The sequence below is a fragment of the Nocardioides daphniae genome (genome assembly GCF_004777465.1).
GTDB lineage: Bacteria > Actinomycetota > Actinomycetes > Propionibacteriales > Nocardioidaceae > Nocardioides > Nocardioides daphniae.
This window is the reverse complement of record NZ_CP038462.1, coordinates 2,200,672-2,227,365: the sequence shown is the minus strand read 5'-3', so window position 1 is coordinate 2,227,365 and position 26,694 is coordinate 2,200,672. Positions and strand designations below refer to the sequence as shown.

General features: G+C 72.5%; 26 protein-coding genes. 18 read left to right on the top strand and 8 right to left on the bottom strand.

The genetic code is table 11. The annotated features are described in order from the left end of the window. Window positions 1-38 precede the first annotated feature (38 nt). Window positions 39-824, bottom strand: coding sequence for an MBL fold metallo-hydrolase (locus E2C04_RS10890; RefSeq protein ID WP_135832599.1), 786 nt, complete (start codon window positions 822-824; stop codon window positions 39-41). 259 nt (window positions 825-1,083) lie between these two features. On the opposite strand from E2C04_RS10890, the gene E2C04_RS10885 reads away from it, so the two are divergent. The 3 genes from E2C04_RS10885 to E2C04_RS10875 all read left to right on the top strand — a co-directional run bounded on the left by E2C04_RS10885 (window position 1,084) and on the right by E2C04_RS10875 (window position 3,801). Then, window positions 1,084-2,046, top strand: a complete 963-nt coding sequence (locus tag E2C04_RS10885; RefSeq protein WP_135832598.1) for a MetQ/NlpA family ABC transporter substrate-binding protein — start codon at window positions 1,084-1,086, stop codon at window positions 2,044-2,046. Between the two features lie 70 nt (window positions 2,047-2,116). Beyond that, a complete protein-coding gene (locus E2C04_RS10880) occupies window positions 2,117-3,136 on the top strand; it encodes a methionine ABC transporter ATP-binding protein (RefSeq protein WP_135832597.1) in 1,020 nt (339 codons plus the stop codon). A gap of 62 nt (window positions 3,137-3,198) precedes the next feature. Continuing rightward, complete coding sequence (locus E2C04_RS10875; protein ID WP_135833776.1) at window positions 3,199-3,801, top strand: methionine ABC transporter permease; 603 nt, start codon at window positions 3,199-3,201, stop codon at window positions 3,799-3,801. Between the two features lie 76 nt (window positions 3,802-3,877). Here E2C04_RS10875 and E2C04_RS18255 read toward each other — a convergent pair whose 3' ends face one another. The 3 genes from E2C04_RS18255 to E2C04_RS10860 all read right to left on the bottom strand — a co-directional run bounded on the left by E2C04_RS18255 (window position 3,878) and on the right by E2C04_RS10860 (window position 6,870). Next, on the bottom strand, window positions 3,878-4,435 hold the full coding sequence (locus E2C04_RS18255) for a C40 family peptidase (protein ID WP_229721703.1): 558 nt from the start codon (window positions 4,433-4,435) through the stop codon (window positions 3,878-3,880). A 342-nt stretch (window positions 4,436-4,777) separates the two neighbouring features. Further along, complete coding sequence (locus E2C04_RS10865; protein ID WP_135832596.1) at window positions 4,778-5,905, bottom strand: GTPase family protein; 1,128 nt, start codon at window positions 5,903-5,905, stop codon at window positions 4,778-4,780. 83 nt (window positions 5,906-5,988) lie between these two features. Continuing rightward, window positions 5,989-6,870, bottom strand: a complete 882-nt coding sequence (locus tag E2C04_RS10860) for an oxygenase MpaB family protein (protein ID WP_135832595.1) — start codon at window positions 6,868-6,870, stop codon at window positions 5,989-5,991. A gap of 166 nt (window positions 6,871-7,036) precedes the next feature. Between E2C04_RS10860 and E2C04_RS10855 the strand changes: the two genes are divergently transcribed. The 5 genes from E2C04_RS10855 (at window position 7,037) to E2C04_RS18740 (ending at window position 14,147) form a co-directional block, all read left to right on the top strand. Then, window positions 7,037-7,705 (top strand): hypothetical protein, encoded by a 669-nt coding sequence (locus tag E2C04_RS10855; RefSeq protein ID WP_135832594.1) that lies wholly within the window; start codon window positions 7,037-7,039, stop codon window positions 7,703-7,705. Continuing rightward, window positions 7,702-8,511, top strand: a complete 810-nt coding sequence (locus E2C04_RS10850; protein ID WP_135832593.1) for a HoxN/HupN/NixA family nickel/cobalt transporter — start codon at window positions 7,702-7,704, stop codon at window positions 8,509-8,511. The genes E2C04_RS10855 and E2C04_RS10850 overlap by 4 nt, the downstream gene beginning before the upstream one ends. 179 nt (window positions 8,512-8,690) lie before the next feature. Further along, a complete protein-coding gene (locus E2C04_RS10845; protein ID WP_158630671.1) occupies window positions 8,691-12,989 on the top strand; it encodes a LamG-like jellyroll fold domain-containing protein in 4,299 nt (1,432 codons plus the stop codon). 112 nt (window positions 12,990-13,101) lie between these two features. Beyond that, complete coding sequence (locus E2C04_RS18745; RefSeq protein WP_202977764.1) at window positions 13,102-13,683, top strand: asparaginase domain-containing protein; 582 nt, start codon at window positions 13,102-13,104, stop codon at window positions 13,681-13,683. Next, on the top strand, window positions 13,680-14,147 hold the full coding sequence (locus E2C04_RS18740; RefSeq protein ID WP_202977763.1) for an L-asparaginase family protein: 468 nt from the start codon (window positions 13,680-13,682) through the stop codon (window positions 14,145-14,147). Before E2C04_RS18745 ends, E2C04_RS18740 begins: the two co-directional genes overlap by 4 nt. A gap of 24 nt (window positions 14,148-14,171) precedes the next feature. Here the strand turns inward: E2C04_RS18740 and E2C04_RS10835 are convergent, their stop codons facing one another. Beyond that, the gene (locus tag E2C04_RS10835) at window positions 14,172-14,381 is read right to left on the bottom strand and encodes a hypothetical protein (RefSeq protein ID WP_135832591.1); all 210 of its coding nucleotides are present in this window, start codon (window positions 14,379-14,381) and stop codon (window positions 14,172-14,174) included. A gap of 149 nt (window positions 14,382-14,530) precedes the next feature. On the opposite strand from E2C04_RS10835, the gene idi reads away from it, so the two are divergent. From idi to E2C04_RS10810, 5 genes are read left to right on the top strand one after another with little or no spacing between them, the layout of a single operon-like run. Then, complete coding sequence (gene idi, locus E2C04_RS10830) at window positions 14,531-15,175, top strand: isopentenyl-diphosphate Delta-isomerase (RefSeq protein ID WP_135832590.1); 645 nt, start codon at window positions 14,531-14,533, stop codon at window positions 15,173-15,175. A 34-nt stretch (window positions 15,176-15,209) separates the two neighbouring features. Next, on the top strand, window positions 15,210-17,639 hold the full coding sequence (crtI, locus tag E2C04_RS10825; RefSeq protein WP_202977762.1) for a phytoene desaturase family protein: 2,430 nt from the start codon (window positions 15,210-15,212) through the stop codon (window positions 17,637-17,639). After that, on the top strand, window positions 17,636-17,974 hold the full coding sequence (locus E2C04_RS10820; RefSeq protein ID WP_135832588.1) for a lycopene cyclase domain-containing protein: 339 nt from the start codon (window positions 17,636-17,638) through the stop codon (window positions 17,972-17,974). Before crtI ends, E2C04_RS10820 begins: the two co-directional genes overlap by 4 nt. Continuing rightward, entirely contained in the window at window positions 17,971-18,285 is a 315-nt protein-coding gene (locus E2C04_RS10815; RefSeq protein ID WP_135832587.1) for a lycopene cyclase domain-containing protein, read from the top strand. Before E2C04_RS10820 ends, E2C04_RS10815 begins: the two co-directional genes overlap by 4 nt. Next, complete coding sequence (locus E2C04_RS10810) at window positions 18,282-19,178, top strand: prenyltransferase (RefSeq protein WP_135832586.1); 897 nt, start codon at window positions 18,282-18,284, stop codon at window positions 19,176-19,178. Before E2C04_RS10815 ends, E2C04_RS10810 begins: the two co-directional genes overlap by 4 nt. On the opposite strand, the gene E2C04_RS10805 is transcribed toward E2C04_RS10810, so the two are convergent. Continuing rightward, window positions 19,129-19,911, bottom strand: coding sequence for a glycosyltransferase family 2 protein (locus E2C04_RS10805; RefSeq protein WP_135832585.1), 783 nt, complete (start codon window positions 19,909-19,911; stop codon window positions 19,129-19,131). The two genes, E2C04_RS10810 and E2C04_RS10805, sit on opposite strands and share 50 nt — an antisense overlap. After that, on the bottom strand, window positions 19,908-20,471 hold the full coding sequence (locus tag E2C04_RS10800) for a DUF2238 domain-containing protein (protein ID WP_202977761.1): 564 nt from the start codon (window positions 20,469-20,471) through the stop codon (window positions 19,908-19,910). The genes E2C04_RS10805 and E2C04_RS10800 overlap by 4 nt, the downstream gene beginning before the upstream one ends. Before the next feature lie 139 nt (window positions 20,472-20,610). Here E2C04_RS10800 and E2C04_RS10795 point away from each other — a divergent pair, with 139 nt between their 5' ends. From E2C04_RS10795 to E2C04_RS10775, 5 genes are read left to right on the top strand one after another with little or no spacing between them, the layout of a single operon-like run. After that, the gene (locus E2C04_RS10795) at window positions 20,611-21,651 is read left to right on the top strand and encodes a glycosyltransferase (protein WP_202977760.1); all 1,041 of its coding nucleotides are present in this window, start codon (window positions 20,611-20,613) and stop codon (window positions 21,649-21,651) included. Next, the gene (locus E2C04_RS10790; protein WP_135832583.1) at window positions 21,648-22,748 is read left to right on the top strand and encodes a glycosyltransferase family 4 protein; all 1,101 of its coding nucleotides are present in this window, start codon (window positions 21,648-21,650) and stop codon (window positions 22,746-22,748) included. The genes E2C04_RS10795 and E2C04_RS10790 overlap by 4 nt, the downstream gene beginning before the upstream one ends. Then, window positions 22,745-23,734, top strand: coding sequence for a glycosyltransferase (locus tag E2C04_RS10785; RefSeq protein WP_135832582.1), 990 nt, complete (start codon window positions 22,745-22,747; stop codon window positions 23,732-23,734). The genes E2C04_RS10790 and E2C04_RS10785 overlap by 4 nt, the downstream gene beginning before the upstream one ends. A gap of 5 nt (window positions 23,735-23,739) precedes the next feature. After that, entirely contained in the window at window positions 23,740-24,588 is an 849-nt protein-coding gene (locus tag E2C04_RS10780; RefSeq protein WP_202977759.1) for a glycosyltransferase family 2 protein, read from the top strand. A gap of 36 nt (window positions 24,589-24,624) precedes the next feature. After that, entirely contained in the window at window positions 24,625-25,626 is a 1,002-nt protein-coding gene (locus E2C04_RS10775; protein WP_135832581.1) for a DNA topoisomerase IB, read from the top strand. A gap of 12 nt (window positions 25,627-25,638) precedes the next feature. On the opposite strand, the gene E2C04_RS10770 is transcribed toward E2C04_RS10775, so the two are convergent. Continuing rightward, the gene (locus E2C04_RS10770) at window positions 25,639-26,676 is read right to left on the bottom strand and encodes an NAD(P)-dependent alcohol dehydrogenase (RefSeq protein ID WP_135832580.1); all 1,038 of its coding nucleotides are present in this window, start codon (window positions 26,674-26,676) and stop codon (window positions 25,639-25,641) included. Window positions 26,677-26,694: the final 18 nt, after the last annotated feature.

Genomic DNA, 26,694 nt, shown 5'->3' with positions numbered 1-26,694 from the left:
AGGGATTCTATGGAGCGCAGGCGCCAGCGGTCTCATCCTCAGGGCGCGGGTCGGAACCGCTCGAGCTGGACCGGGTCGTGGGCGGTGACGATGTCGACGTCGGCGGCGTGGTGGCGGGCCAGCTCACGCAGGCGCCGGCGGTTGTCGCCCAGGACGCTGCGGTCGGTGGCCAGCATCCACTCGGCCAGGCGTACGCCGCGCGGCACCGGGACGTCCTCGAACCAGCCGCGGTGCTCGGCGGCGTCGCCGACGTGCAGCAGCCAGCGACCACCGGTGTCGACGGCCACGCAGGTGTGGCCGCGGGTGTGGCCAGGGAGCGGAACCAGGACGAGCCCGTCGGCGACCTGGTCGAGCTGCTTGGCCGCGCCGAAGCCGAGCCAGGTGTCGGCGAAGTCGGCGTGCTCCACGAAGCGGGGGCCGTGCGACCACTGCTGGGGCCGGAAGCGTCGCGCGTCGCGCAGGGAGGGCGTACGCAGGCCGCCCTGCGCCTCTGCCGCGGTGAGGTGCACCTGGGCGTGCGGGAAGTCGCTGAGCCCGCCGATGTGGTCGTAGTCCAGGTGCGTCACCACGACGTGCTGCACGTCGGCCGCGGAGTGCCCGAGTGCCTCGACCTGCCGCAACGCCGTCTCGGCGGGGTCGAGCGCAGGGCGGAGCAGGTGACGGGTCGGCCCGAGGCGTCGGCGCGGGTCGGCGATGTCGGCGGTCCCGAACCCCGAGTCGACGAGGACCAGGCCCGAGCGCTCGGTCTCCAGCAGCAGGACGTGGCAGACGAACGGACCGAACGGCGTGCTCATGCTGCCGCAGTTGAGGTGGTGCACCTTCATGGCTGGTCCCTCCGTCGGCCCCGAGGTGGAGTGCGGAGCCAATGTAGGGCGTCCCGGCGGCTGTGACGAGTCCCACGGCCACGGACTGTCTCAGGAAGGGCTTTAGCCTGCCGATTGTCCATAGGATCAGTAGACAAATCCTGGCGGACCGTCCGCCGAGGAATGAGTTGAACGACCTGGCGGTTGGACTGCCGGGCACCACCATGCCCACCGCAGCCCGACGCTCCCGCCGGGTTGCCCCTTGCAGAGAGGACCCCCCATGTCTGACTCCGTCTCCGGCTCCGCCGGAACGCTGATCGAGGCTCCGAAGAGCCGCGGTCCCGTCATCGCCGCCGTGGTCGTGGTGCTGGCGCTGGTCGTCGGCGCCATCGTCTTCGCACTGACCCGTGGCGACGACGAGGGCGGTGCCAGTTCCGGCCCGGTCGTGAAGATCGGCGTCGTCGGCGCCAGCGACCCCTACTGGGAGACCTTCAAGGACGCTGCGGCTGACGAGGGAATCACCGTCGACATCATCGACTTCGCCGACTACGCGCAGCCCAACCCGGCGCTCAGCGAGGGCGAGCTCGACCTCAACCAGTTCCAGCACATCATCTACCTGGCCGACTACAACGTGAAGAACAAGGACGACCTGGTCGCCCTCGGTTCGACCGCGATCTACCCGATGGGTCTCTACTCCAGCAAGGTCGACTCGGTGGAGGAGATCAAGGACGGCGACACCGTCGTCGTGCCCGACGACGAGTCCAACCAGGCGCGGGCGCTGCTCATCCTGCAGAGCCAGGGCCTCATCGAGCTCGAGGACGGCGGCTCGATCTACTCGACCGTCGCTGACGTCGACACCGGCGCCTCCAAGGTGAAGGTCAAGGCCCTCAAGGCCGACCTGACCCCGACCTCGCTGCCCGACGTGGCCGCTGCGTTCGTCAACAACGACTTCGTCGCCAAGGCGGGACTGAAGTTCTCCGACGCGATCGCGCAGGACGACCCGACCGACCCGAGCGCGCTGCCCTACGTCAACATCTTCGCCGCCCGTGCGGAGGACAAGGACAACGAGACCTACCTCAAGCTGATCGAGATCTACCAGGACACCAAGGCCGTCCAGGACGGTGTCATGGAGGTCTCCGGTGACACGGCCTCGTTGGTCAAGATCCCGGCCGCCGACCTCGCCGACTCGCTCGCCGAGACCGAGGACGCGACCCGGGCTGCCGGCGGACCCGAGAAGGACTGACCCGTAGCGTGGGGACGGGCGCCGACCGTGCACGTCGGCGCCCGTCTCGGCGTTCAACCAGGAGGAACGGATGGCTCTGGTCGAGCTGCGCGACGTCCACAAGACGTACGCCCCCACGAAGAAGGGCGCTGAGCCCGTCGCCGCGGTGCGGGGCGTCGACCTCAGCGTCGAGGCGGGGGAGATCCACGCCATCGTCGGCTACTCCGGTGCCGGCAAGTCGACGCTGGTCCGGCTGGTCAACGGCCTGGAGCAGGTGACCTCCGGCAGCGTCGTCGTCGACGGCACCGAGGTCGTCGGCCTCGGCGAGACCGAGCTGCGGCGCGTGCAGCGCGGCATCGGCATGGTCTTCCAGCAGTTCAACCTCTTCAGCTCGCGCACCGTGTGGGGCAACCTCGAGTTCCCCCTCAAGCTCGCCGGGATGCCGGCCGAGGAGCGCCGGGTGCGCATCTCCGAGCTCCTCCACTTCGTCGGCCTGGCCGACAAGGCCCACGCCCACCCCGACCAGCTCTCCGGGGGCCAGAAGCAGCGCGTCGGCATCGCCCGCGCCCTGGCCACCAACCCGGCGATCCTGCTCGCCGACGAGTGCACCAGCGCGCTCGACCCCGACACCACCCGTGAGGTCCTGGCGCTCCTGCGCCGCGTCAACGAGGAGTTCGGGGTGACGATCATCGTGATCACCCACGAGATGGACGTCGTGCGCAGCCTCGCCCACCGGATCTCGGTGATGTCGGCCGGGCAGGTCGTCGAGCAGGGCGACGTCCGCGACGTCCTTGCCCACCCGCAGGCCGACGTGACGCGGCGTTTCGTGCGTACGCTCGTCGACGAGGTCCCCAGCGGTGAGGCGCTCAGCGCGCTGCGCGAACGGGTGCCCGGGCGGCTGCTCTCGGTGGACGTCGACCGAGAAGGAACCCAGGAGCGGGTCTTCGCGACCCTGGCCGGCCACGACGTGGCGCTGCGGATCGTGCACGGCGGCGTCAACCAGGTGCGTGGCTCGTCGTTCGGGCACGTCACCCTCGCCCTCGAGGGGGACGGTGCCGACGCGGCCGTGGGCGCCGTGACCGGACTGCCCGGGGTGGAGGTGCTGGCGTGAACATCGACACCCGACTGCCGGAGCTCACCGACCTGCTGTGGACCTCGGTCCTCGAGACGCTGATGATGGTGGGCATCACCCTGACCCTCGGCGGGGTGCTGGGGCTGCTGCTGGGCGTGCTGCTCTACGCCACGCGCCCCGGGGGGCTCTTCGCGAACCGTCTCGTCAGCGGCGTGCTGAACCTCTTCGTCAACTTCTTCCGCCCGATCCCGTTCGTCATCTTCATTGCCGCGATGCAGCCGCTGGCGCGGCTGGTGGTCGGGATCGGGATCGGCAACCGGGCGATGATCTTCGCGCTGGTGCTCGCGGCGATGTTCGGCATCAGCCGCCTCGTCGAGCAGAACCTCGTCACCGTGCCGCCCGGCGTCATCGAGGCCGCCCGCTCGATGGGTGCCTCGCGCTGGCGGATCCTCTTCACCGTCGTCGTCCCCGAGGGCCTCGGACCGCTGATCCTGGGGTACTCGTTCGCGTTCGTCGCGATCGTCGACATGACCGCCATCGCCGGCGCGATCGGCGGCGGCGGGCTGGGCGCCTTCGCCCAGCAGTACGGCTACCGCCAGTTCGACCCGTGGGTCACCTGGACGGCCGTCGTCATCATCGTGGCCATCGTCCAGGTCGGGCAGGGGCTCGGCAACCTGGCCGCGCGTCGCGTGATGCGCCGCTGACCCGGCCCACCTGCACGGACGACGAAGGGCACCCGCCCCATGGCGGGTGCCCTTCGTGCGTGTCGGAGGCGTCGGGTCAGACGCGCCCGAAGAAGACGCTCCTGGTCCAGATCTTCTCCTGGCCCACGGGCTTGCCGGGGCGCGAGGCGTGGAAGACGCGGTTCTTCCCGGCGTACAGGCCCACGTGGTAGACGCGGCCGCCGTTGTGGAAGAAGACGAGGTCGCCGCGCTTGGGCTTCTTGACCCGCTTCACGGCGCCGGCCTGGGCGCTGGAGGTGCGGGGGAGCTTCTTGCCGACCTTGCCGTAGGCCCAGCTGGTGAGGCCGGAGCAGTCGAAGGCCCTCGGGCCGCTGCCGCCGTAGCGGTAGGCCATCCCGGTGCGGCTGCGGGCCTTGAGGAGCGCGCGACGCCACACGGGGAGCTTGCGCTTCTTGGCCTTCTTCTTGGCCTTGGTGGCGCTGGTCCTCGTGTCGGCGACCTGCTTCGCGCTGGTCGTGGTGGTGCTGACCGACTGGGTGGTGCTGCTCGCCGGCGACGGGGCCGGCGTGGGGGAGGAGGGGGCCGCCTGGGCGGGGGCCGTGGCGAGCGTCGCCACGAGGAGGGTGCTGACGAGCGCACCACTGAACAACGACATGACCTGTCGCATGGTGGGGGGTCTCCGGCACGCGCCTGCGACTGATGACCTGTCGGATTCGGGCTTGCCGTGCCCGGGCGATCGCTCGCCTTCACCCCGAGCCCCCCGGAGGGCGGCAGTGCTGCTGGGTCAGCCGTGCTCGACACCACTCGATTCTTGCGTTTCGAGTCACCCCGGCGACGTGTCGAGCCTCGGCGCGGTCCGGGTGGCCCCGCCCATGTCGGCGAGGACTTCAGCAGAGGACTGCCTGCCTTCCACAGTGAGGGACGAGACCCGCCGTCGTCATTTCTGCGGCGGTGTGGGATTGCCCACAGGGCAACGGGTGCCACGTGCCATCGGGCGTCAGGCGCTGCGGCGCACCGCCTTGGTCGCCTGCTCCTTGAAGGCCTTCATGAAGAGCTCGCGCAGAGCTGCGGTGTCCCGCACCAGCTCGGGTCGCACGGCGCCCCGGGCGATGAGGTCGCAGACCTGGATCCACGCCTCGCCCATCGCCAGGGTGAGCGCCGAGGCGACGGAGGCGTTGAGCACGCCGCCGGCGACGTTGGCCCCGGGGATGAACTTGAGCAGGTTGCCGACCGCACTGCGCCCGGCGGTGGTGGCGGCCGCCGTGGAGGCGAGCGCCAGGGCCGTCGACTTCTCCACCGAGACGCCGTAGACGTGGGCGATCTTCGCCAGCATGCCGAGCTGGAGCGGCACCAGCAGGGCGGCGTCGGAGAAGGGGATCGGGCTCGCCGCCGTCACTGCCGCGGAGCTCGTCGCGGCAGCCACGTAGGTGCGCGCCTGCTTCCGCTTGAGCGCGAAGTCGATCGTCTGGGCACTCGCGAGGGCCTCCCGGGCTGATTCGGGAGTGACGCGAAAGGTCGCGTCCAACACCTCCTGGAGGCCGTGCGCCGGCCCGTCGAAGTCGTCGTCCATCGCCATCGTGAAGAAGACCCGGTCGCCCACCAGACGCAGCCCGCGCGTGCGGATGTCGGCCGCGAGCTCCTCGGCGCGCGAGGAGTAGCGGCCGTCCCGGCTCGGCACCTGGGTGAGCACCAGCACCACGGGCACCCCGAGGTCGTTGAGCAGCTCGACGAAGCGTGCCTCGGAGTCCTCGAAGCGGCCGTCGCGGGCGCGTACGCAGTACCAGGCCACGTGGACCTGCTCGGTGACCGGCTTGCGGCGCAACGAGGTGACGAGCTCGCGGACCTCACGGAAGAGGGTCTCGTCGTCGCGGCCGAGCTCGAGGCCCTGGGTGTCGTAGAGGCCGAGGGTGTCGCCTGCGTAGAGGTAGAGGTGGTGGCCCTGGGTGACGGGGCGCCCCACCCCGGTCTCGGCGACCTGCTGCCCGAAGACGGCGTTGACCAGCGTGCTCTTGCCGACGCCGGTCTTGCCGAAGAGAGCGAGGTTGAACCTGCCCACCTGGTTGGCGTGCTCGGCCCACCGGTCCGCCAGGGTCCGCTTGACCCAGGCCTCGCTGATCTTGTCCATCTGGCTGCCACCTCGTCGCAGGGATCGTGCTGTGGGGATCGTGCTGGGGACACTATCCGGCCACACCGACCGCACCGGGCCGTTCAGGCCGTGTGGCGCACCGGGCACCCTGCCCGCCCCGGCACCGGCAGGGTGCCGAGCTCCTCGACCCGGTAGCCGTCGGGGTAGCTGCGGATCGTGGGCCGGTCCTGGGCGGTGACCGGTCGCCGACGGGCCGGGAAGGCCCGCAGCGCGCGCGCTCGCAGCCGCAGCCCGGCGCGGGCCGCCGCCACCACCGCCCGGGGTGGGGCGTCGTAGCGGAAGGCGGCCAGCAGCTCCGGCTCCATGAAGCAGCGGGCGAACGTGTCCATCCACGCCTGCACGGGCCGTGGCTGGAAGGTCGCCATCAGCGCCAGCGTCGAGTCGGCGACGGCGCGACCGCCGGCGTCGTACGCGAAGTGCTCGGCCTCGTAGCCGTCCATCAGCGCCTCGAAGCCGGCGTACGTCGTCGGGACGTCCCGGATGCCCATGTGCCGCGCGAGCTCGCGGTAGTGCTCGACCGAAGCGACCACCTCGTGGGGCGAGAGCGGACGCTTCCCGTAGGCGTCGAGCCACCGCTTCGGCACGACGACGAAGGTGCTGAGGACGTAGAGGTACTCGTGCTGGGGGATGTCGTAGGAGCGGTGCATCTGGTTGATCCGGCGGATCGCCGCGCGTGCCTGGGGGTGGTCGAAGCCGAAGCGCGTGGGCGGCTCGAGGAGGAGCACGGTGTCGTCGTAGCGCTTCTGCACCTGCTCGGTGAAGGCGCCGGTCTCGGCCAGGAGGCGGCCGATGCCGGGCACGGCGTAGGTGCGGAAGAGGGCGAAGCTGAGGGCCTGCTCCATGTCCCACGGAAACTCGTGCATCACGACGTTGCGGTAGATCTCGACGAAGTCGCGGTGCGGGTCGAGCATGTCGTTGCGCCGCTTCCAGTGGTCACGACTCATCCCTTCACCGTAGGGGAGCGCGGGGCGGTTGACGAGGGAGAAGTGAACGGCGGTTCTGCCACGCTCCGTTCACCGGGGGCAGGTCTGGTGGACACGGACGGGTCGGTTGCGCGCCATCCACGACCTCCACGATGACGGCGCACCTGCCCCCACCCCGTGAGGACCCATGAACTTCTCGTCCCGTCGCGCGTACGCTGCCCTGGTCCTGGCCGCGGGCGCTGTCGCCTGCTCCTCTGGCCCGGCCGTCGCCCACCCGTTCGGGGAGCCCCAGACCCTCGACCTCTCGCTGCAGGGCAGCCAGGTCACGCTCGTCTGGCAGGCCGCTGCCGACGACTACACGTCGCTGGCCATGCGCCTCGGTGCCGTCGAGGGGCCGCGCCGGATGGTCTACCGGGACGGTGCGATGACGCCGGAGACCGTCGACTCGCGCGACGCCCAGCGCCTGGCCGAGAGCCCGGCCCTGGCCGACTACCTGCTCTCCACGGTCCGGGTCGCGCAGGACGGTCAGCCGTGCGAGGGACGGCTCGTCACCCCGGTCGACCTGGCCTCCGGTGCCACGCTCACGTACGCCTGCCCCGACGTGGTGGGGTCGGTCGAGGTCACGGCCGCACCGCTCGTCGACCTGCACCCCGCCTACACGACGCTCGCCACCGGGCCCGGGGGAGCGACCCACGTCTTCTCCGCCGACTCCTCGGCGCACACCTTCGACGCCGAGGTAGGCGGCCCGACCCTGGCGCGCAGCGCACTCACCCTGGGTGCCGTGGCTACGGCCGGCACCACGCTGGCCGGTGGCTGGTGGGTGCTCCGACGCCGTGCGCGAGCAGGTCGAGCGTGAGGGGCGCCGACGCGGTCGTCGCCCTCGTCGACCCGGCCGGACTGGCCGACCGGCTCACCGGTTTCGTGGCGACCCCGGGCTTCCCGGCGGTGGCGTTGGCCGTCGCCTTCGGCGCGGGCGCCGCCCACGCAGTGCAACCCGGCCACGGCAAGACCCTGGCCGCGGCCTACCTGGTGGGGACGCAGGGCAAGGTCCGCGACGCTGCCTACCTCGGTGGCAGCGTCGCCGTGATGCACACGCTGTCGGCGCTGGCCATCGCCGTCGCCTGGACGTTCTTCTCGCTCTCTGACTGGCTGACCCTGGACGCGCTCACCGGCGGCCTCGACGTGGTGGCCGGCCTGGTGGTCGTGGTGCTGGGCGTCTGGATGCTGCGTGGGTGGGACCGGCGCCGGCGCCGGCGTCACGGCCACGGCCACGGCCACGGTCACGGCCACGGTCACGGCCACGGGCACGGCCACGGGCACGGACACGGCCACGCGGTGGACCGCCCCGGGCTCGCCCTCCTGGCGGTCTCGGGCGGCCTGGTGCCCTCACCGGCGGCCTTCCTGCTGCTCGTCACCGGGATCTTCTCCGGCCGCAGCGGCCTGGCGCTGGTGCTGGTCGCCTGCTTCGGCCTCGGGATGGCGGTCGTGCTCTTCGCCGTCGGGATGCTCGCGCTGGGCGGTCGTACGTTCGTCCTGCGCTGGGCCGGCGGCGCGCGGTGGACCACACGACTGTCGCTCGTGGGCCCGCTCCTGGCGGCGCTCGGGATCACCACGTTCGGCCTGGTGCTCACCTCGTCCGCCCTGCTCGACCTCTTCACCTGATCGTCGGGCGCTCCGCCCCCGACGTTCATCGGCGCAAAGCCTCACGGTCGTTTGTCCTGCCCACGATGGCGGCGCCAAGTCCACATCCATCCACGGAGTTGAGAAGGTCCATGCGAAAGACTCGAGCGTTCCGCTCTGCCGCGACCGTGTGCGTCGCGGGCGCAGTCCTCACTGGTTCGTTGTCCCTCGTCCCCAGCCTCGCGGTCGCGGCGGTCGCCCCGTCGACCTACGCCCCGCACTCTGCCCTCACGCTGGCCCCTGCCTCCCTGCCCGGTGCCGACGTCCTCGACGTCGACCTGGCCGACGGCAGTGCGACCGACCGCGCCCAGGCCCTCAAGCCCGAGCTGGTGGGCGAGCCCGTCTTCACCGCCGACGCCTCGCGCGCCCGGTCGATCATCTCGTTCAACGGCTCGACCGACGCGGTGAAGTACCCCTTCCGCGCCGAGCACGCCAAGCTGGCCCAGGGCTTCGCCGTGGAGTGCGTCTTCCGCTACGACGCCCCCACGAAGCCGACCAGCGAGAAGGCGCTCTGCTCCGCCAAGGAGGGCGGCGGCTTCGCGCTGGTCGCCAACACGGCCGGCGTCACCTTCATGACCCACGTCGGAGGCGGCTACAAGAACGCCTCCGCGCCGCTCACGCCGGGCCAGTGGTACCACACCGTCTCGGTGTGGGACGGCACCTCGGTCAAGCTCTACGTCAACGGCGAGCTGGCCAGGACCACGGCCGCCGCCGGTGCCTACAAGGCACCGACCGCGGGCGCGGACTCGCTCGTCCTGGGCGGTGACACCCAGCCGGGCAACGGCGTCGACTTCCGGGCCCAGGCCAGCATCCAGACCGCTCGCATCTACACCCAGCCGATCGACGCCACGGCGGTGAAGGCCCTCGCCGACGCCGCGACCTCCGTCCCGGAGGCTCCTGCCGCCGACGTGTTCGACGTCGACTTCGCCGACGGGACCGCCAAGGACGTCGCCGGTGGACTCACCCCGCAGGCCTGGAACAACCCCGAGGTCGTCGACTACGCGCCCCTGGGCCGCAAGGTCGGTCGCTTCGACGGCAGCTCGGCGTACTACTACCCGTTCTCGGAGAAGTACGACGCGATCAAGAACACGATGAGCATCGAGTGCGTCTTCAAGTACGACGCCGACGCCTTCCAGGCCGGGGGCGCCGAGAGCAGTGGCAACCTCTGCGCGAGCAAGGAGGCCGGTGGCTTCTCGATCACGCTCTACGGCGACGAGATCGCCTTCAACCCTCACGTCGGCGGGGCCTACCGCAACACCAAGACCAGGATCACCGAGACCGACCGGTGGCACCACGTCGTCGGCACGTACGACGGCACCGCGGTCAGGCTCTACGTCAACGGTGCGCTCAAGGCCACCACCCCGGTGACCGGCACCGTCTCGCGCCCCACCCCCGCGGGGGCCGAGATGATGGTGGTCGGTGGTGACGCCTCCAACGGCAAGCCCGGCATGACAGCCCCCGCCCACATCGCCTCCGCACGGATCTTCTCCCGCGCCCTGCCGCTCAAGGACGTGCTCGCCCTCCAGGCCGAGGCGTTCGGCCAGCGCGACGCCTCCGCCCTGGTGACGCTGAAGTCGTCGGTGCCCGCCGCCGGCCAGCGACTCACCGCCCAGACTGAGGTGGCGGTGGAGCTCAACAACGCCGAGGCCGTCAGCCGCCACGTCACCTACGCCGTGGACGGCCGGGAGGTCGAGCCCGGTGACCTCGTCGGCGCCGGCTTCAAGGCCGGGCGCCACACGCTGACCGTGGACGGCAAGGACCACTTCGGCAACGTCATCGCCGAGCGGGTGGAGTTCACCTCCGCCAACATCCCCACCAGCGGCGGCACCGAGACCGGTCAGGCCCGCGGCGAGGTGACGCTCTCCGCCATCGCCACCAACCCCAGCGGTGGCGACGTCACCACCACGTTCCGTCGCGGTGAGGTCGTCACCGCGGAGGGCGGGACGCAGGGCACGCTCGACGCGATCCCCACGACCGTCGACTTCACCACCCCGGACGCCGCGCCGATCACCGGCGACCTCGTGCCCGGTGACTCTCTCCTGGTCGACAGCCCCTCGGCCCGGGCGCTGTCCTACCAGCGGTTCGACCTCGAGGTCGGCTCCGCCGCCGACGGCGAGGAGGTCACCTGGACCGGAACCGTCGACCCGACGCGCAGCGCCGTCCTGCGGCTGTGGAACGGTACGAAGTGGGTCGTCGCCACCGAGGCGCGCGGCGTCGCCAACGGCGCGACGGTGCTGCGCGCCGACCTGCGCCCCGCCCACGTGCACGGCGGGAAGGTCCCGGTGCTGCTGACCGCCGAGGACGCCTTCGCCGACGACCTCGACGAGCCGGTCCGCGACGCCTTCGAGAAGCCCGACGACTACGACTTCTCCATCGCCCACCTGACCGACACCCAGTACCTCTCCGAGGGCGCGGTCGAGCAGGAGACGCCCGAGGAGCGGGCCAGGTGGAAGGAGGCATACACCTCGGCGACCCAGTGGATCGCCGACAACGCCGCCGGCCGCAAGATCGCCTTCGCCGCCCACACCGGCGACATCATCGAGAACTGGCACAACGCCACCTCGGGCAGCAACCCGGCCTACCGGGCCAACGCCGTGGAGGAGTTCAAGGTCGCCGACGAGGCGCAGAAGATCCTCGACGACGCCGGCGTCGTCAACTCGGTCCTGCCCGGCAACCACGACAACCTCTACGGCACCGACACCGGGCCCGACGCGCTCTACAACGACTGGTTCGGCCCGGAGCGCTACGAGGCACTGGAGTCGAGGCCCAGCTGGGGCGTCCACGACGCGAGCTACCACCCGTGGAAGCCGGGCGACAACTCCAACTCGTTCAACCTCTTCTCGGCCTCGGGTCTCGACTTCATCGTGGTCAACCTGGGCTTCGGTGTCGACGAGGAGGAGACCGCCTGGGCCAACCAGGTCCTCGAGCAGTACAAGGACCGCAACGCCATCGTGCAGACGCACGCGCACGTCACGCCGTCGTCCAACCCGGACGGCCGCGGCGGGAACCTGTCGTACGACGGCAACAAGGTCCGCAACCAGGTCGCGGCGAAGAACCCCAACGTCTTCCTGGTGCTCGCCGGCCACGAGCACGGCGTCAACATCGAGACGGTGCGCAACCTGGGCTCGAAGGGCAACCACGTGGTGGAGATGCTCGCCGACTACCAGTTCTACACGGTCTCCGCGGGCCAGCTCGGCATGACCGGGATGAGCGGCTACGCCGACGACACCCGGCTCCAGTTCGGCTCCTCGTTCTTCCGCCTGCTGCAGTTCGACGTCGACCGGGCCGAGGTCAGCGTCGACACCTACTCGGCGTTGCTCGACGAGTTCGGCGCGACCGAGTACGACAACAACAAGCGCTACAACGGGCACGAGGACGACTTCCGGCTGCCGGTGCAGCTGGAGACCCGCACCAACTCCCTGGCGACGACGGGCCTGACCGTCGTCCGACCCACCGACGAGGTCATCGGCACCGACACGGCCCGCTCCGGCTGGCCCGCCGAGGTGACGTGGGGCGGCCTCGAGGACGGCACGACCTACGCCTGGTACGCGGTCAGCTCCGACGCCTCCAGCGGCGACGAGCTGCCCGGGTCGGTGGGCCAGATGGCGCTCTTCACCGCCAACGGCGCCGGCACCGACAAGGTCGCCCCGGTGGTCTTCGGCGTCGACCCTGCCACCGTGACCCACGGCTCCACCTTCGACCCGCTGGCCGGGGTGGGTGCCACCGACAACACCGACGGCGTCGTCACCGCCGACGTCCAGGTGGTCGGCGAGGTCGACACGACCAGGGTGGGCACCTACACGCTCGTCTACTCGGTCGCCGACGCCAACGGCAACCAGACGGTGGTGACCCGCACGGTCGAGGTCGTCGCGCCGCCGGCCCCGGTCAACACCCACCTGCCCTCGATCGCGGGCAGCGGAGCGCTGGGCTCGGTGCTGCACGCCAGCAACGGCCAGTGGGAGAACCTCGACCCCGCCGAGGTCACGGTCCAGTGGTTCCGCAACGGCGTCGAGATCGCCGGGGCGCGCGACAACTCGCACCTCGTCACCGCGGCCGACCAGGGACGTACGCTCACCGTCCAGGTCTCGGCCAAGGTCGTCGGGCACGACCCGGTGGTCGTCCGCTCGGCCGCCTTCGAGGTGCCTGCCGCCGAGAAGCCCGTGGTCACCAGGAAGGCCTCCAGGGTCGCCCTGTCGGTGCCCAAGCGGGTGAAGGCCTCGCAGCGTGCGACGGTGACCGTGAAGGTGACCGGCGCCCCGCGGGCCACGGGCAAGGTCACCATCAAGGTCGACGGCAAGAAGGTGCGCACGGTCGTGCTCAAGGCCTCGCAGCGCGGCACCGTCAAGGTGCGGCTGCCGAAGCTGAAGCGCGGCCAGCACACCGTCGTGGCGACGTACGCCGGTGACAGGTCGCTGCGCGGCTCGACGTCGAAGCGGGTGACCTTCCGCGTGGTCCGCTGACCACGCCACCTGCGCCAGGCGGCAGGGGTCGGGGTCCGGTGCGTACCGGGCTCCGGCCCCTGTCGTCGTGCCCGGTTTGACCCCCGCGAGCGGCGGGGGAGAGGGTGACGCCGTGGACCACCGCACCGAAGCCGCCGCAGCCCCGTCGTCCCTCCCGCGGGTCGACCTCCTCGCCCTCGGCGGCACGATCGCGTCCGTGCCCGGGAGCCGGGACGCCGGGGCCCTGCCGACGGTGGGGGCAGACGCCCTGGTCGCGGCGGTGCCCGCGCTGGCCGAGGTCGCCGACGTGCGCGCCACCCAGGTGCTCCAGGTGCCGTCGTGCGAGGTGACGGTGCCCGACCTCGTCGCCCTGGTCGCCACCATGCGTGCCGCGGTCGACGCGGGGGCCACCGGCGTCGTGGTCACCCAGGGCACCGACACCCTGGAGGAGGCCGCCTTCGTCGTCGACCTGCTGTGGGACCGCCCCGAGCCCGTCGTCTTCACCGGCGCGCTGCGTACGCCTGACAGCCCGGGCGCCGACGGCCCGGCCAACCTGCTCGCCGCGGTCCGGGTCGCGGTCGCCGAGCAGGCCCGCGGGCTGGGCGTGGTCGCCGTCCTCAACGATGAGGTCCACGCCGCACGGCTGGTGCGCAAGACCCACAGCAGCAACCCGGCAGCCTTCAGCTCGCCCGGGGCTGGTCCGTTCGGCTGGTGAGCGAGGGGCGGGTGGCCGTCGTGACGCGACCGGCCTGGTCCTCGCCGGCCTTGTCGCTCGAAGCGGTGGGGGCCGTCGAGTCGGTGCCGCGCGTGGCACTCGTACGCGTGGGCCTGGGCGACGACGCCCACCTGCTGGAGGCCGTCGAGGCGGCCTCGTTCGACGGACTCGTCGTCGAGGGGGTGGGCGGTGGACACGTGCCCCGCGCCCTGGTGCCGGTCCTGGCGCGGCTCGCCGGGCGGATCCCGGTGCTGCTCGCCTCGCGCACCGGCGCGGGGGAGACCCTCACCCGGACCTACGGCTACCCCGGTGCCGAGATCGACCTGCTCGGGCGCGGTCTGGTCGGCGTCGGACGCCTCGACGGCGCCAAGGCACGGCTGGCCCTGGTGCTCGCGCTGGCCTCCGGCCTCGACCGCACGTCCGCCGCCGACCTGGTCGCGCTGGTCGGCGGCGGCGCGCGCTGAGTGGTCCAGCCAGGCTGAGTGGGCTCAGCCGGCGCTGGGCTCGGGCACCTCGGGGTCGTCGCTGACGTGGTCGGGGCTCTCGGTCTCGTCGACGACCGCCTCGGGGTCGAGGTCCCCGTCGTGGGCCTGGGTCTCCGCGTCGGGGTCGACGTGCGCCGGCGCCTCCGGGTCCGGGGCCTCGGGGTCGGGGAGCTCGGGGTCGCTCACCGTGGGGTCGGGAGTCAGTTCGGACATGGGTCCCTCCTCGTTCAGTCGCGTGTGGTCGCTCCAGTGTGCGTCGCGTCCGGTCGCCACACCAGCGCGGCCGGACGGCCGTCGCGTCCGTTCGGTGCGTCGTGGCAGACTCCTGTGACGCCCATCCCACCGGAGTACGGGAGACAACCGTGCCAGGCACCACCCCACAGCCCACCCCGTCCGGCCACCGGGCGACGCACGAGGAGACCGAGGACCTGGTCGTCCTCCTGGACGAGGCCGGGGAGCTCTGCGGGACGGCTCCGCGTGAGAGCGTCCACGACGCCGACACCCCGCTGCACCTCGCCTTCTCGTGCTGGCTGCTCGACACCGACGGTCGGCTGCTCCTCACCCGGCGCGCCCTGACGAAGCGCTCCTGGCCCGGGGTCTGGACCAACTCGTTCTGCGGGCACCCGCGCCCGGGTGAGACCTTCGACGACGCAGTGCCGCGCTACGCACAGCGCGAGCTGGGGGTGGCGATCAGCGACCTGGTGCCGCTCGTGCCCGACTTCGCCTACCGCGCGGTCGACGCCAGCGGCGTCGTGGAGAACGAGGTCTGTCCGGTCTTCGCCGCCCGCGTGGTCGGCGAGGTGGACCCGGCGCCGGACGAGGTGATGGAGCACGCCTGGGTGCCGCTCGACGAGGTGCGCTCAGCCCTGCAGGTCTCGCCCTGGGCGCTGAGCCCGTGGATGCGGGAGCAGGCCGAGGCGCTCGAGGCGACCGACGGGTGGGCCACCCTGGCCGCCCACGCTGCCGCCCCCGCTGCGCGCGGCCGGGGAGGCGCAGCGCAGGAATGAAGCCCGAGCCCGCGCCCCACGAGCTCTCGACGCCGTGGCCGACGAGGTCGCCGACCTCGTGATCCGCCGCTACTCGACCTCCTTCGGGCTGGCCTCCCGGCTGCTCGCCGGCGACGTCCGCGTCCACGTGCGCAACGTCTACGCGATGGTCAGGGTGGCTGACGAGCTCGTGGACGCGCCCCGACCCGACGGCGACGCCGGGCAGCAGGCCCTCCTGCTGGACGGCATGCACGCCGACGTCTGCGCCGCGCTGCGCACCGGGCACAGCGCCAACCTGGTCGTGCACGCCTTCGCGCGGACCGCCCGCCACTGCGGCATCGGCGCCGACCTTGTCGACCCCTTCTTCGCCTCCATGCAGATGGACCTCGAGCGTGCCGAGCACGACGCGGCCAGCTTCGCGGAGTACGTCTACGGCTCGGCCGAGGTCGTCGGGCTGATGTGCCTGAAGGCGTTCCTGGTCGACGAGCCCGACCCGCAGGCCCGCTACGTCCAGCTCAGCGAGGGTGCCCGACGTCTCGGGGCGGCCTTCCAGAAGGTCAACTTCCTGCGGGACCTGGCCCAGGACCACGACCATCTCGGGCGGACCTACTTCCCCGACTTCGACATCACGAGCTTCGACGAGCACGACCGGGACCGGCTCCTCGACGACATCGACGCCGACCTCGCCGCGGCCGCCGTGGCCGTGGTCGAGCTGCCGTCCAGCAGTCGTCGTGCGGTGGCGGCGGCCCACGCCCTCTTCGCCGAGCTGGCGCAGCGGCTGCGCGACACTCCTCCGTCGGTGATCCGGACGCAGCGGGTCCGGGTGCCCGGTCCCCGCAAGGCCCAGATCATCGCCCAGGCCGTCGCGAAGGGGGGAAACGTGACGATGACGGCGGCGACGAGGGGCAAGGTCTGCGTCGTGGGGGGAGGCATCGCTGGGCTCGCCACGGCCGCCCTCCTCGCACAGGACGGGTGGGACGTCGAGCTGCTCGAGCAGCACGCCGAGCTGGGCGGCCGGGCCGGTTCGTGGAGCGCAGAGGGGTTCCGCTTCGACACCGGACCGTCGTGGTACCTCATGCCCGACGTCTTCGAGCACTTCTTCGCGCTCATGGGCACCTCCGCGGCCGAGCAGCTCGACCTGCGCCTGCTCGACCCGGGCTACCGGGTCTTCTTCGAGGGTCACGAGCAGCCGCTCGAGGTCAGCGCCGTCCGCGCCGAGAACGTCGCCCGCTTCGAGGCCCTCGAGCCGGGCGCCGGTCAGGCGTTGGAGGCCTACCTCGACTCGGCCGACGAGGCCTACGCGATGGCCGTCGACCACTTCCTCTACACCAGCTTCGAGGAGTTCACCTCGCTGGCGAGCCGGCGCGTGCTGCTCAAGGGGCGACGCCTGGCGCCGTTGCTGCTGAAGTCGTTGGAGTCGTTCGTCGCCGCCCGCTTCGACGACCCCCGGATCCGGCAGGTCCTCGGCTACCCGGCCGTCTTCCTCGGCTCCTCGCCCGACCGCGTACCGGCGCTCTACCACCTGATGAGCCGGATGGACCTGGCCGACGGCGTGCTCTACCCCCAGGGTGGCTTCTCCACCCTGGTCGACGCGGTCGCCGGGTTGGCGCGCGAAGCGGGGGCCACGCTGCGTACGCAGGTCGAGGTGACGGCCGTGCTCACCGAGCCGCCCACGCGCCGCGGCGCCCGGGCGACCGTACGCGGCGTCAGCTGCCGCGACGCCTCGGGGCAGGAGCGCGTCGTCGAGGCCGACGTCGTGGTCGGATCCTGCGACCTGCACCACCTGGAGACCCGGATGCTCCCTGCTGAGCTGCAGACCTACCCCGAGCGCTGGTGGGCGCGGCGTGACCCCGGCCCCGGCGCGGTCCTGGTCATGCTCGGCGTGCGTGGTGAGCTGCCCGAGCTGGCCCACCACACGATGTTCTTCACCCGCGACTGGGCGGCCAACTTCGACGACGTCTTCGACGCCAGGCAGGTGCCCGACCCGGCGTCGTCCTACGTCTGCCGTCCGTCGGCCACCGACCCGTCGGTCGCTCCGCAGGGCCACGAGAACCTCTTCGTCCTGGTGCCGGTGCCGGCCGACGTGGCCCTGGGCCACGGTGGAGTCGACGGCAGCGGCGACGCGGCCGTCGAGCAGGTCGCCGACGCCGCCGTCGCCCAGGTGGCGGCGTGGGCCGGGGTGCCCGACCTGGCCGACCGGGTCGTGGTGCGCCGCACCGTCGGCCCGGCCGACTTCGCCGCCGACCTCAACGCCTGGTCGGGCGGCGCGCTCGGCCCGGGGCACGTGCTGACGCAGAGCGCGTTCTTCCGCGCGGGCAACGCCTCGACGAAGGTCGACGGCCTGCTCTACGCCGGGTCGAGCACCATCCCCGGCATCGGCCTGCCGATGTGCCTGATCAGTGCCGAGCTGGTGCTCAAGCGCCTGCGCGGCGACCGTTCCACCGGCCGCGTGGCCGCACCGATCACGAAGGAGGCAGCCAGGTGAGTTGGCTCTACCTGGCCAGCATCGTCACGTCGATGGTGTGCATGGGGCTGGTCGACCACCGATGGCGCCTCTTCCTCTTCGACCGCCCCCGGGTGGCGCTCGCCGCGGTGGCGGTGGGCTTCGCGCTCTTCCTGGCGTGGGACCTGGTCGCCATCGAGATCGAGGTCTACAGCAAGGGTGCCTCCCCGGCGATGTCCGGCGTCGACGTCGCTCCCCACCTGCCGTTGGAGGAGCTCTTCTTCATCACGTTCCTCTGCTACATCACCGGTGTGCTCCACGGGCTCTTCACGCGGTTGCTCGCGCACCGCGCGACGCGACGGGAGGCCGTGCGATGACCTACCTGGGCCTCTCGGCGCTCTTCGTCGCGCTCTGCACCCCGCTGATGCTGGTCGCGGTGCTGTGGCGTCGGCCGTCGCGCCGGTGGTGGGCCGCCACCGGGCTGACGCTGGCCTCGTTGGTGGTGCTGACCGCGGTCTTCGACTCGGTCATGATCGCCGCCGACCTCTTCCGCTTCGACGAGAGCCGCCTGGTCGGGTGGTTCGTCGGCCTCGCGCCGGTCGAGGACTTCGCCTGGCCGGTCGCCGCCGTCCTGGTGGTGCCGGCGGTGGTCCTGCTGCTCACCCGTGACGACCGGGAGCAGCAGTGACCGCGCGCTCGCGGGTGGCGACCGTCGTCGGCTCGTCGCGCCCACTGTCGTGGGTCAACACCGCCTTCCCCTTCGGCGCCGCCTACCTGGTGGCCGGTGGCGGCACCGACGTCGCCTTCTGGGTCGGCTGCCTCTTCTTCCTGGTGCCCTACAACCTGCTGATGTACGGGCTCAACGACGTCTTCGACTACGAGTCCGACCTGCGCAACCCGCGCAAGGGCGGGGTCGAGGGCGTGGTCCTGGACCGGGGCCTGCACCGGGCGACGATACTGGCCGCCGTCGGCTCCAGCGTGCCGTTCGTGCTGGCGCTGCTCCTCCTCGGCTCCGGGACCGGTGCGCTGGTCCTGGCGGTGAGCCTCTTCGCGGTCATCGCCTACTCCGCGCCGGTGCTGCGCTTCAAGGAGCGCCCCTTCCTGGACTCGGTCACCTCGAGCACCCACTTCGTCTCGCCCGCCCTCTACGGGCTGGTGCTGGCGGGGGAGCGCGGCGGCTCGTTCGGTGGCTGGGACGGCTGGCCGCTCGGGGCCTGGGCCGCGCTGGGCGGCTTCTTCCTCTGGGGCATGGCCTCCCACGCCTTCGGGGCGGTGCAGGACGTGCGGGCCGATCGGGAGGCCGGCATCGGCTCGATCAGCACGGTCCTGGGGGCACGTGCGACCACCTGGGTCGCGCTGGCGCTCTACCTGGCCGGCGGGGCCGCGCTGCTGGCGGTGCCGTGGCCCGGCTGGCTGACGGCCGCGCTGGTGCTGCCGTACGCCGCCAACCTCGCCCCCTACCTGCGGATCACCGACGCCGACTGCGAGCGCGCCAACGCGGGGTGGCGACGCTTCCTGGTGCTGAACTTCGTCAGCGGCTTCCTGGTGACGCAGGTGCTGATCCTGAACGCCCTGCGCTGAGTCGCTGCTGCCACCGCTCCCACGGCGGGGAGACCGCCCAGTTGAGGCGGAGCGTCGTGAAGGCGCGGGCGAAGCGGCGCCGCAGCTGCGCCGTGCCCACCAGCGAGCGTCCCGAGACCCCCACGCTCAGGCCGTGGACGTACCGGATGCGGGCGGTGGGGCCGAGCGCGAAGGAGAGGTCCATGTCGTCGTGCACGTCGGCGTCGAGGTGGACCAGGTGACGGGTGCGTTCCCAGGCCGAGCGGCGGATCGCCATCGACGACCCCCACAGCGGGGTGTTGGCCGTGGCCAGCAGCGTCAGCAGGTAGTAGGCGCCGAGGTAGGTCAGCCCGGCCAGCGCGCGCAGCGGCCAGGCGACGTTGTGGAAACGTCCCGGCCCGGTGACGGCGTCGACGTCCTCCTCGGTCATCGCCGCGGTCAGTCGGGTGAGCCAGTCGGGCTCGGGGCGCGAGTCGGCGTCGAGGCGCGCGACCACGTCGCCGAGGGCGGCGTCGTACCCAGCAGCTGCCGCCCGTGGGATGCCGGGCCGCGGCTCGCGCACCACGCGGGCGCCGGCAGCCAGCGCCACTTCGACGGAGTCGTCGGTGCAGCCGTTGTCGACCACGACGACCTCGAGCGGCGGCTGCTCCTGGCGGGCCAGCAGGGCCAGGCACTCGCGCAGCTCGACGGCGTCGTCGAGCACCGGGATGACCACCGAGACACTGGGCGTCGATCGTGCGGAGGAGGCGCTCATCGGCGGGCCTCGACCTGGTCGGGCACCTCGGCGCTGACCAGCCCCCGCGCGGCGACGCCGGCCAGGAACGCCCCGACGAGCCCGGCGGCCAGGTCGGTGACCGTGTCGTCGTAGCCGACCTGGATGGCAGGGTCGAGCACGGTGTGGCCGAACCACTCGCCGAACTCCCACAGCACCGCGAGCAGCGCGCCGAGGGAGGTGATGCCCACCAGCGCTGCGACCCGGACCGCGCCCGGCCCCGTGCCCGGCGCGAGCACCCCGAGGCGGTGCAGGAGGTCCCAGGCCATCACGCCGACCAGACCGGTGGCGAGCGCGTGCACGAGGAGGTCGAGCCAGCTGACCGCGACGTACCAGTCCAGGAGCGCCGCCCAGGCGGCGACGAGCAGGGTGGTGCAGTAGAGCCCGTCGAGGGTCGGCGAGCTGCCCAGCGCGCGCGGCACCATGCAACCGCCGAGCACCAGGAACATCAGCGCGCCACCGATCGCACCGTCGAGCACGACGGCGGGCACCAGGCAGACGGCTGCGACGACTCGCAACGTGTCGGTGACCATCAGCGCCATGCCGGTGAGGGTACCCAGCGCCCCTCGTCGCACGCCCACCCGTATCGACCGGGCCGGTACGGGGTACCGCGCGGCCATGTGCCACCGTTCTGCGGCCGTGCGTCAGCGAGTTCACGGCCGGACCGTCACCGTCGCATCGGTGCCGTCCTCACACGTCTACGTCCGTCACCTGTCCACGAGCGGTGACGGCGTACGCCGCCTGCCCGACCCGCACCCCGACGACCACCGCCGCTCGGCCGAGCAGCAGTGGTGGCCGCCCGTCATGCTGCGCCCCGAGTGGGCCCGCGAGGCCGACTTCGACGTGCTGCACGTCCAGTTCGGCTTCGACGCCTGCACGCCCGAGGAGCTGCACGAGCTGGTCGAGGTGCTGCGGGGGCGTGGCAAGCCGCTGGTCCTGACGGTCCACGACCTGCGCAACCCCCACCACCTCGACCGCACGCTGCACGACGCCCAGCTCGACGTGCTCGTGCCGGCCGCCGACGCGCTGATCACGCTGACCCCGGGCGCCGCTGCGGAGATCCGCCGCCGCTGGGGACGTGAGGCGCACGTGGTGCCGCACCCGCACGTCCTGGAGTTCGACGAGATGGTGCGATCCCAGGCCCGGGCCCGCCAGCGCGACCCGGAGGAGTTCCGGGTCGGCCTCCACGTCAAGAGCCTGCGGGCCAGCATGGCGCCGATGCGGCTCCTGCCGCCCCTGCTGGAGGCGGTGCGCGCGATTCCGGGTGGCGTGCTCCAGGTCAACGGCCACCGTGACGTGCTGGACCCCGACGGGGCGCGGCGCGACGACGAGCTCGCCGGCTGGTTGGACGACGCGGCCGCTGCCGGCCAGGTCGACCTGCGCGTGCACGACTACTTCTCCGACGCCGAGCTGTGGGACTACCTCGCCTCGCTGGACGTCTGCGTCCTGCCCTACCGCTTCGGCACCCACTCCGGCTGGCTCGAGGCCTGTCGCGACGTGGGCACCGCGGTGGTCGCGCCGAGCTGCGGCCACTACGCCGACCAGGGGCCGGTGCACTCGTACGTCCACGCCGAGGAGCTCTTCGACCCCGACTCGCTCGTCGAGGCCGTGACCCGGGCCCACCGTGCCGGACCGGTCCGTGGGCTGGGGGTCGGACTGCGGCGGGCGGAGCGCGTCCAGGTTGCTCGCGCCCACGCCCGGATCTACCGGAGCCTGGTGTGACGCGGCCGTTGCGGGTGTGCCTGATCGCCAGCAGCCGGTTCGCCATCCGTGAGCCCTTCGTCGGCGGCCTCGAGGCCCACACCCACCTGCTGGCCCGTGAGCTGGGACGTCGCGGCCACGAGGTGTCGCTCTTCGCGGCACCGGGCTCCGACCCGACGCTCAACGTGCGCGAGCTGCCGGTACGCCGTCGTGACCCGTCGCCGGCCGCGCGCGCCGACGTGGGGGCGACCCCGCGCGAGTGGGTCGAGGAGCACCACGCCTATCTCTCGTTGATGCTCGACCTCGCTGCCTCGGGCGGAGAGCGGTTCGACGTGGTGCACAACAACTCGCTGCACTACCTGCCGGTGGCGATGGCGGCCGCGCTGGCCCCGACGGTCGTGACGACGTTGCACACCCCGCCGCTGGCGTTCCTCGAGTCTGCGATCGACCTCGCGCCGGCACGCAGCGTCTTCGTCGCGGTGAGCGACGCGACCGGCCGGGCCTGGGCGCCGCACGTCGCGGCCAGGACCGTCCACAACGGGGTCGACACCAACCGCTGGCCGGTCGGCCCAGGAGGTGACGCGGCGGTCTGGTCGGGTCGGCTCGTGCCGGAGAAGGCGCCGCACCACGCGATCATCGCGGCCCGACGGGCGGGGATGCCGCTGGTGCTCGTGGGGCCGTGCCACGACCCCGCCTACTTCGCCGACGAGGTCGCGCCGCGGTTGGGCGACGGCATCACCTACCGCGGGCACGTCGGCCACGACGAGCTGGGCGACCTGCTCGGCCGCTCCCGCGTCGCCGTGGTCAGCCCGGAGTGGGACGAGCCCTACGGACTGGTCGCGGCCGAGGCGATGGCCTGCGGCACCCCGGTGGCGGCGTACGCCCGCGGCGGCCTCCCCGAGGTGGTCGGCGTCGAGGGTGGCGCGCTGGCCCGGCCCGGCGACCCCGACGACCTGGCCCGCGCGATCCTCGAGGCCGCCGGGCGCGACCGTGCCGGCGTACGCCGTCGGGTCGAGCAGCACTTCTCGCTCGAGGCGATGGTCGACCGCTACGTCGAGGTCTACCGGGAGGCGATCCGGGGCCGTGACCTGCGTGGCGAGATGGGCGTGGCGGTGTGATCGGCTACTACGTGCACCACCACGGCCAGGGGCACGTCACCCGGGCGCTGGGCCTGGCGGCCGAGCTCGGCACGCAGGTGACCGGGCTCTCCTCATTGCCGCGCCCCGACGACTGGGTGGGCGACTGGGTCCGGCTCGACCCCGACGACGACGGGACGCCCGTGGTCGACCCGACCGCGCGTGGTCGCCTGCACTGGGTGCCGCGCCGGCACGGCGGACTGACCTCCCGGATGGCGCGGATCGCGAGCTGGGTCGACGCCGCCCGACCCGACCTCGTCGTCTGTGACGTGTCGGTCGAGGTCACCCTGCTCTGCCGCCTGCTCGGCGTCCCGGTGGTGGGGGTGGTGCAGCCCGGTCTCCGCGACGACCCCGCGCACCGGCTCGGCCACGGGGTCAGCGACCTGCTCGTGGCCTTCGTGCCCGAGGGCGCCCGCAGCGCCGTTCAGGGCCTCGACCAGCGTGACGCAGCCCGCCTGCACTGCCTCGGGGCCGTCCAGTCCCGATCCGGCGGGGCGCCGCACGTGCCCGTCGAGCCCCGGACCGCCCTCGTGCTCGGCGGTCGGGGCGGCGGTGGCCTCTCCGCAGGAGCGATCACCCGTGCCGAGACGCTGACGCCGGGATGGCGCTGGAGCGCACTCGGCGGCCGTTCCGAGCGGTGGGTCGCCGACCCGACCGAGTGGATCGCCCGGGCCGACGTGGTGGTGAGCCACGCCGGACTCGGCGCCCTGGCTGACGTCGCGGTGGCCCGCCGCCCGGCCGTCGTCATCCCTGCCGAGCGCCCCCACGGCGAGCAGCGCTGCACGGCCGAGGTCCTGCGCGACGGTCCGTGGCCGGTCGTCGTGGTGGACGACCCTGAGCGGGCGCCGTGGGACGAGGTGGTCGCCGCGGCCGCCGCCCTGGACGGCCAGGACTGGCGGCAGTGGCACGACGGCCGCGCCTCGGCCCGCTTCGCTGCCCTGGTCCGGGGGCTCGGAGGCGCCGAGTGAGCGCCGTGAGCAGCGTGCGGCAGGAGCCGAAGGTCGCCGTCGTCACCATCGCCCACGGCCGGCACGACCACCTGGCCCACCAGCAACGGGCGCTCGCCGTCTGCGACGGTCCACCGCCCGACCGGGTCGTCGTCGCGATGGGCGACCCGGAGCTCCACGACTGGCGACCGGAGGCGGGCCCGGCCCCCGCCGTCGTCCCGATCGAGGTGCCCGACGAGGGGCTGCCGCTGGCGGCGGCCCGCAACGCCGGAGCCCGCACGGCGCTGGCCCGCGGCGCCGACGTGCTCGTCTTCCTCGACGTCGACTGCGTCCCGGCGCCGGGGCTCGTCGCGGCCTACACAGCCGCCGTCGTCGAGTCGCCGTACGTCGTCTGGTCGGGGCCGGTCACCTACCTGCCACCCGGCGCCGACGTCAGCGACCCCACGCAGCTGGCGGCCCTGGACGACCCGCACCCGGCGCGTCCGGCCCCGGCGCCGGGGGAGCGGCAGCGGGGAGCGGAGCCCGACCTCTTCTGGTCGCTCTCCTTCGCGCTCGGCCGCTCGGCCTGGGAGCGCACCGGTGGCTTCTGGAGCGAGTACGTCGGCTACGGCGGCGAGGACACCGACTTCGCCCGGGTCGTCCGCGAGGTCGGGCTGGAGCTGGGCTGGGACGGCAGCGCGAGGGCGTACCACCAGCACCACCCGACGCAGAGCCCGCCGGTGCAGCACCTCGACGCGATCCTGCGCAACGGCGCCGTCTTCGCCGCCCGCTGGGGCGAGTGGCCGATGCGCGGCTGGCTGGAGGAGTTCGAGCGGGCCGGGCTCGTGTGTCGTCGCGGCGATCAGTGGGAACGGTGTGCAACGAGCGCCGGATGACCGTGGGGTGATCGCGCCAGCGACAGGAGTGGGCAGATGCGACTGAAGCACGTCTCGCAGGACAGTCCGGGGTGGACCCGGCGCCGGGCCGGCAAGGGCTTCGCGCTGCTCGACCAGGAGGGGCGCCCCCTGCCGGAGGAGGACCGCCAGCGGGTGCGCGACCTGGCCATCCCCCCGGCGTGGAAGGACGTCTGGATCTGCCCCGACCCCAAGGGCCACCTGCAGGCGGTCGGCACCGACGACGCCGGTCGGCGCCAGTACCTCTACCACCAGGCGTGGCGGGAGAAGAAGGACGCGGAGAAGTTCGAGCGCTGCCAGGAGCTCGGGCGCGCGCTGGGACGCGCCCGCGGGCGGGTCTCGCGCGACCTCGCGTTGAAGGGGATGCCCACCGACCGCGCCTGCGCCGTGGCCTTCCGGATCCTCGACCTCGGCTGCTTCCGGGTGGGCAACGACGTCTACACCGACACCTACGGCAGCTTCGGGCTCACCACCCTCGAGCGCAGCCACGTGAAGCAGAAGCGCGGCGTCCTGCACTTCGACTTCATCGGCAAGTCAGGCGTCGAGCACCACGTCGAGCTGGCCGACGCCGACCTGATGGCAGCGCTCGGCACGATGCGCCGCCGCCGCGACGGCGACCACTGCCTGCTGGCCTCCCGCAACGGCCCGACGTGGGCGCCGCTCACCTCCGACATCGTCAACGACTACATCCGCCGGATCACCGGCATCGACGCCACCGCCAAGGACTTCCGCACCTGGCACGCCACCGTCATCGCTGCGGCCGTCCTCGGCGACGAAGGGCCGGCCACCACCAAGAAGGACCGTCGGATCGCGCTCACCCGCACGTGGGAAGAGGCCTCGAAGCTGCTCGGCAACACGCCCACGCAGGCCAGGACCTCGTACGTCGACCCGCGCGTCGTCGACGCCTTCGACGAGGGCCGCACCGTGCCCCGAGCCGTCGCTCGCGCGCAGCTCGAGGGCACGGAGCGCTCCCGCCCCCTCGAGCTGGCGGTGCTGCGCCTGCTCGACGGGGAGGAGTGAGCCCGTCGGGCGTCAGCCGATGGTGCTGGCGTCGATGACGAAGCGGTAGCGCACGTCGGAGTCGACGACGCGGTCGTAGGCCTCGTTGATCCTGTCGGCGCCGATCACCTCGACCTCGGAGGTGATGCCGTGCTCGCCGCAGAAGTCGAGCATCTCCTGGGTGACCGCGATGCCGCCGATCATGGAGCCGGCCAGGCTGCGACGCGCGCTCAGCACGCCACCCTTCACCTCCATCGGGTGCGGGGCGACGCCGACGTTGACCATGGTGCCGTCGACGGTCAGCAGCGAGAGGTAGGCGTTGACGTCGAGGTCGGCACTCACGGTGTTGACGATCAGGTCGAAGCGCCCGCGCAGGTCCTGGAAGGTCGAGGGGTCCGAGGTCGCGTGGTAGTGCGTGGCCCCCAGCCGCAGCCCGTCCTCCTGCTTCTTCAGCGACTGCGACAGCACGGTGACCTCGGCACCCATCGCGGCCGCGATCTTGACCGCCATGTGGCCCAGCCCGCCGAGGCCGACCACCGCGACCCTGGTGCCTGGGCCGGCGCCCCAGCGCTTCAGCGGGACGTACGTCGTGACTCCCGCGCAGAGCAGGGGAGCGGCGCCCGCGGGGTCGAGGCTCTCCGGGACCGACAGCACGAAGTCGGCGTCGACAACGACGTGGCTCGAGTAGCCGCCGTGGGTCGTGGTGCCGTCGCGGTCCTGGGCGGCGTAGGTCATCACGGCGCCGTTGAGGCAGAACTGCTCGTCGCCGCTGCGGCAGTTGTCGCAGTCGCCGCAGGAGTTGACCATGCAGCCCACGCCGACGCGGTCACCGACGGCGTGGCGGGTGACGTCGCTGCCGACCGCCTCGACGACGCCCACGATCTCGTGGCCCGGGACCACCGGGTAGGGCTGAGGCCCCCACTCGCCGCGCACGGTGTGGATGTCGGAGTGGCAGATGCCGGCCCACTGAATGTCGATCAGCACGTCGTTGGCGCCGAGCTCGCGGCGCTCGATCGTGGTCGGGGCGAGCGGGGCGCCCTCGGAGGGGGCGGCGTACGCGGGGACCTGCATGGAGGTGCTCCTTCGGTC

Bases quoted from the DNA above. Each gene is read 5' to 3' on its own strand.
- E2C04_RS10890 (WP_135832599.1), bottom strand. From the start codon at position 824: ATGAAGGTGCACCACCTCAACTGCGGCAGCATGAGCACGCCGTTCGGT.
- E2C04_RS10885 (WP_135832598.1), top strand. From the start codon at position 1,084: ATGTCTGACTCCGTCTCCGGCTCCGCCGGAACGCTGATCGAGGCTCCG.
- E2C04_RS10880 (WP_135832597.1), top strand. From the start codon at position 2,117: ATGGCTCTGGTCGAGCTGCGCGACGTCCACAAGACGTACGCCCCCACG.
- E2C04_RS10875 (WP_135833776.1), top strand. From the start codon at position 3,199: ATGATGGTGGGCATCACCCTGACCCTCGGCGGGGTGCTGGGGCTGCTG.
- E2C04_RS18255 (WP_229721703.1), bottom strand. From the start codon at position 4,435: ATGTCGTTGTTCAGTGGTGCGCTCGTCAGCACCCTCCTCGTGGCGACG.
- E2C04_RS10865 (WP_135832596.1), bottom strand. From the start codon at position 5,905: ATGGACAAGATCAGCGAGGCCTGGGTCAAGCGGACCCTGGCGGACCGG.
- E2C04_RS10860 (WP_135832595.1), bottom strand. From the start codon at position 6,870: ATGAGTCGTGACCACTGGAAGCGGCGCAACGACATGCTCGACCCGCAC.
- E2C04_RS10855 (WP_135832594.1), top strand. From the start codon at position 7,037: ATGAACTTCTCGTCCCGTCGCGCGTACGCTGCCCTGGTCCTGGCCGCG.
- E2C04_RS10835 (WP_135832591.1), bottom strand. From the start codon at position 14,381: ATGTCCGAACTGACTCCCGACCCCACGGTGAGCGACCCCGAGCTCCCC.
- E2C04_RS10815 (WP_135832587.1), top strand. From the start codon at position 17,971: ATGACCTACCTGGGCCTCTCGGCGCTCTTCGTCGCGCTCTGCACCCCG.
- E2C04_RS10805 (WP_135832585.1), bottom strand. From the start codon at position 19,911: ATGAGCGCCTCCTCCGCACGATCGACGCCCAGTGTCTCGGTGGTCATC.
- E2C04_RS10800 (WP_202977761.1), bottom strand. From the start codon at position 20,471: ATGGCGCTGATGGTCACCGACACGTTGCGAGTCGTCGCAGCCGTCTGC.
- E2C04_RS10775 (WP_135832581.1), top strand. From the start codon at position 24,625: ATGCGACTGAAGCACGTCTCGCAGGACAGTCCGGGGTGGACCCGGCGC.
- E2C04_RS10770 (WP_135832580.1), bottom strand. From the start codon at position 26,676: ATGCAGGTCCCCGCGTACGCCGCCCCCTCCGAGGGCGCCCCGCTCGCC.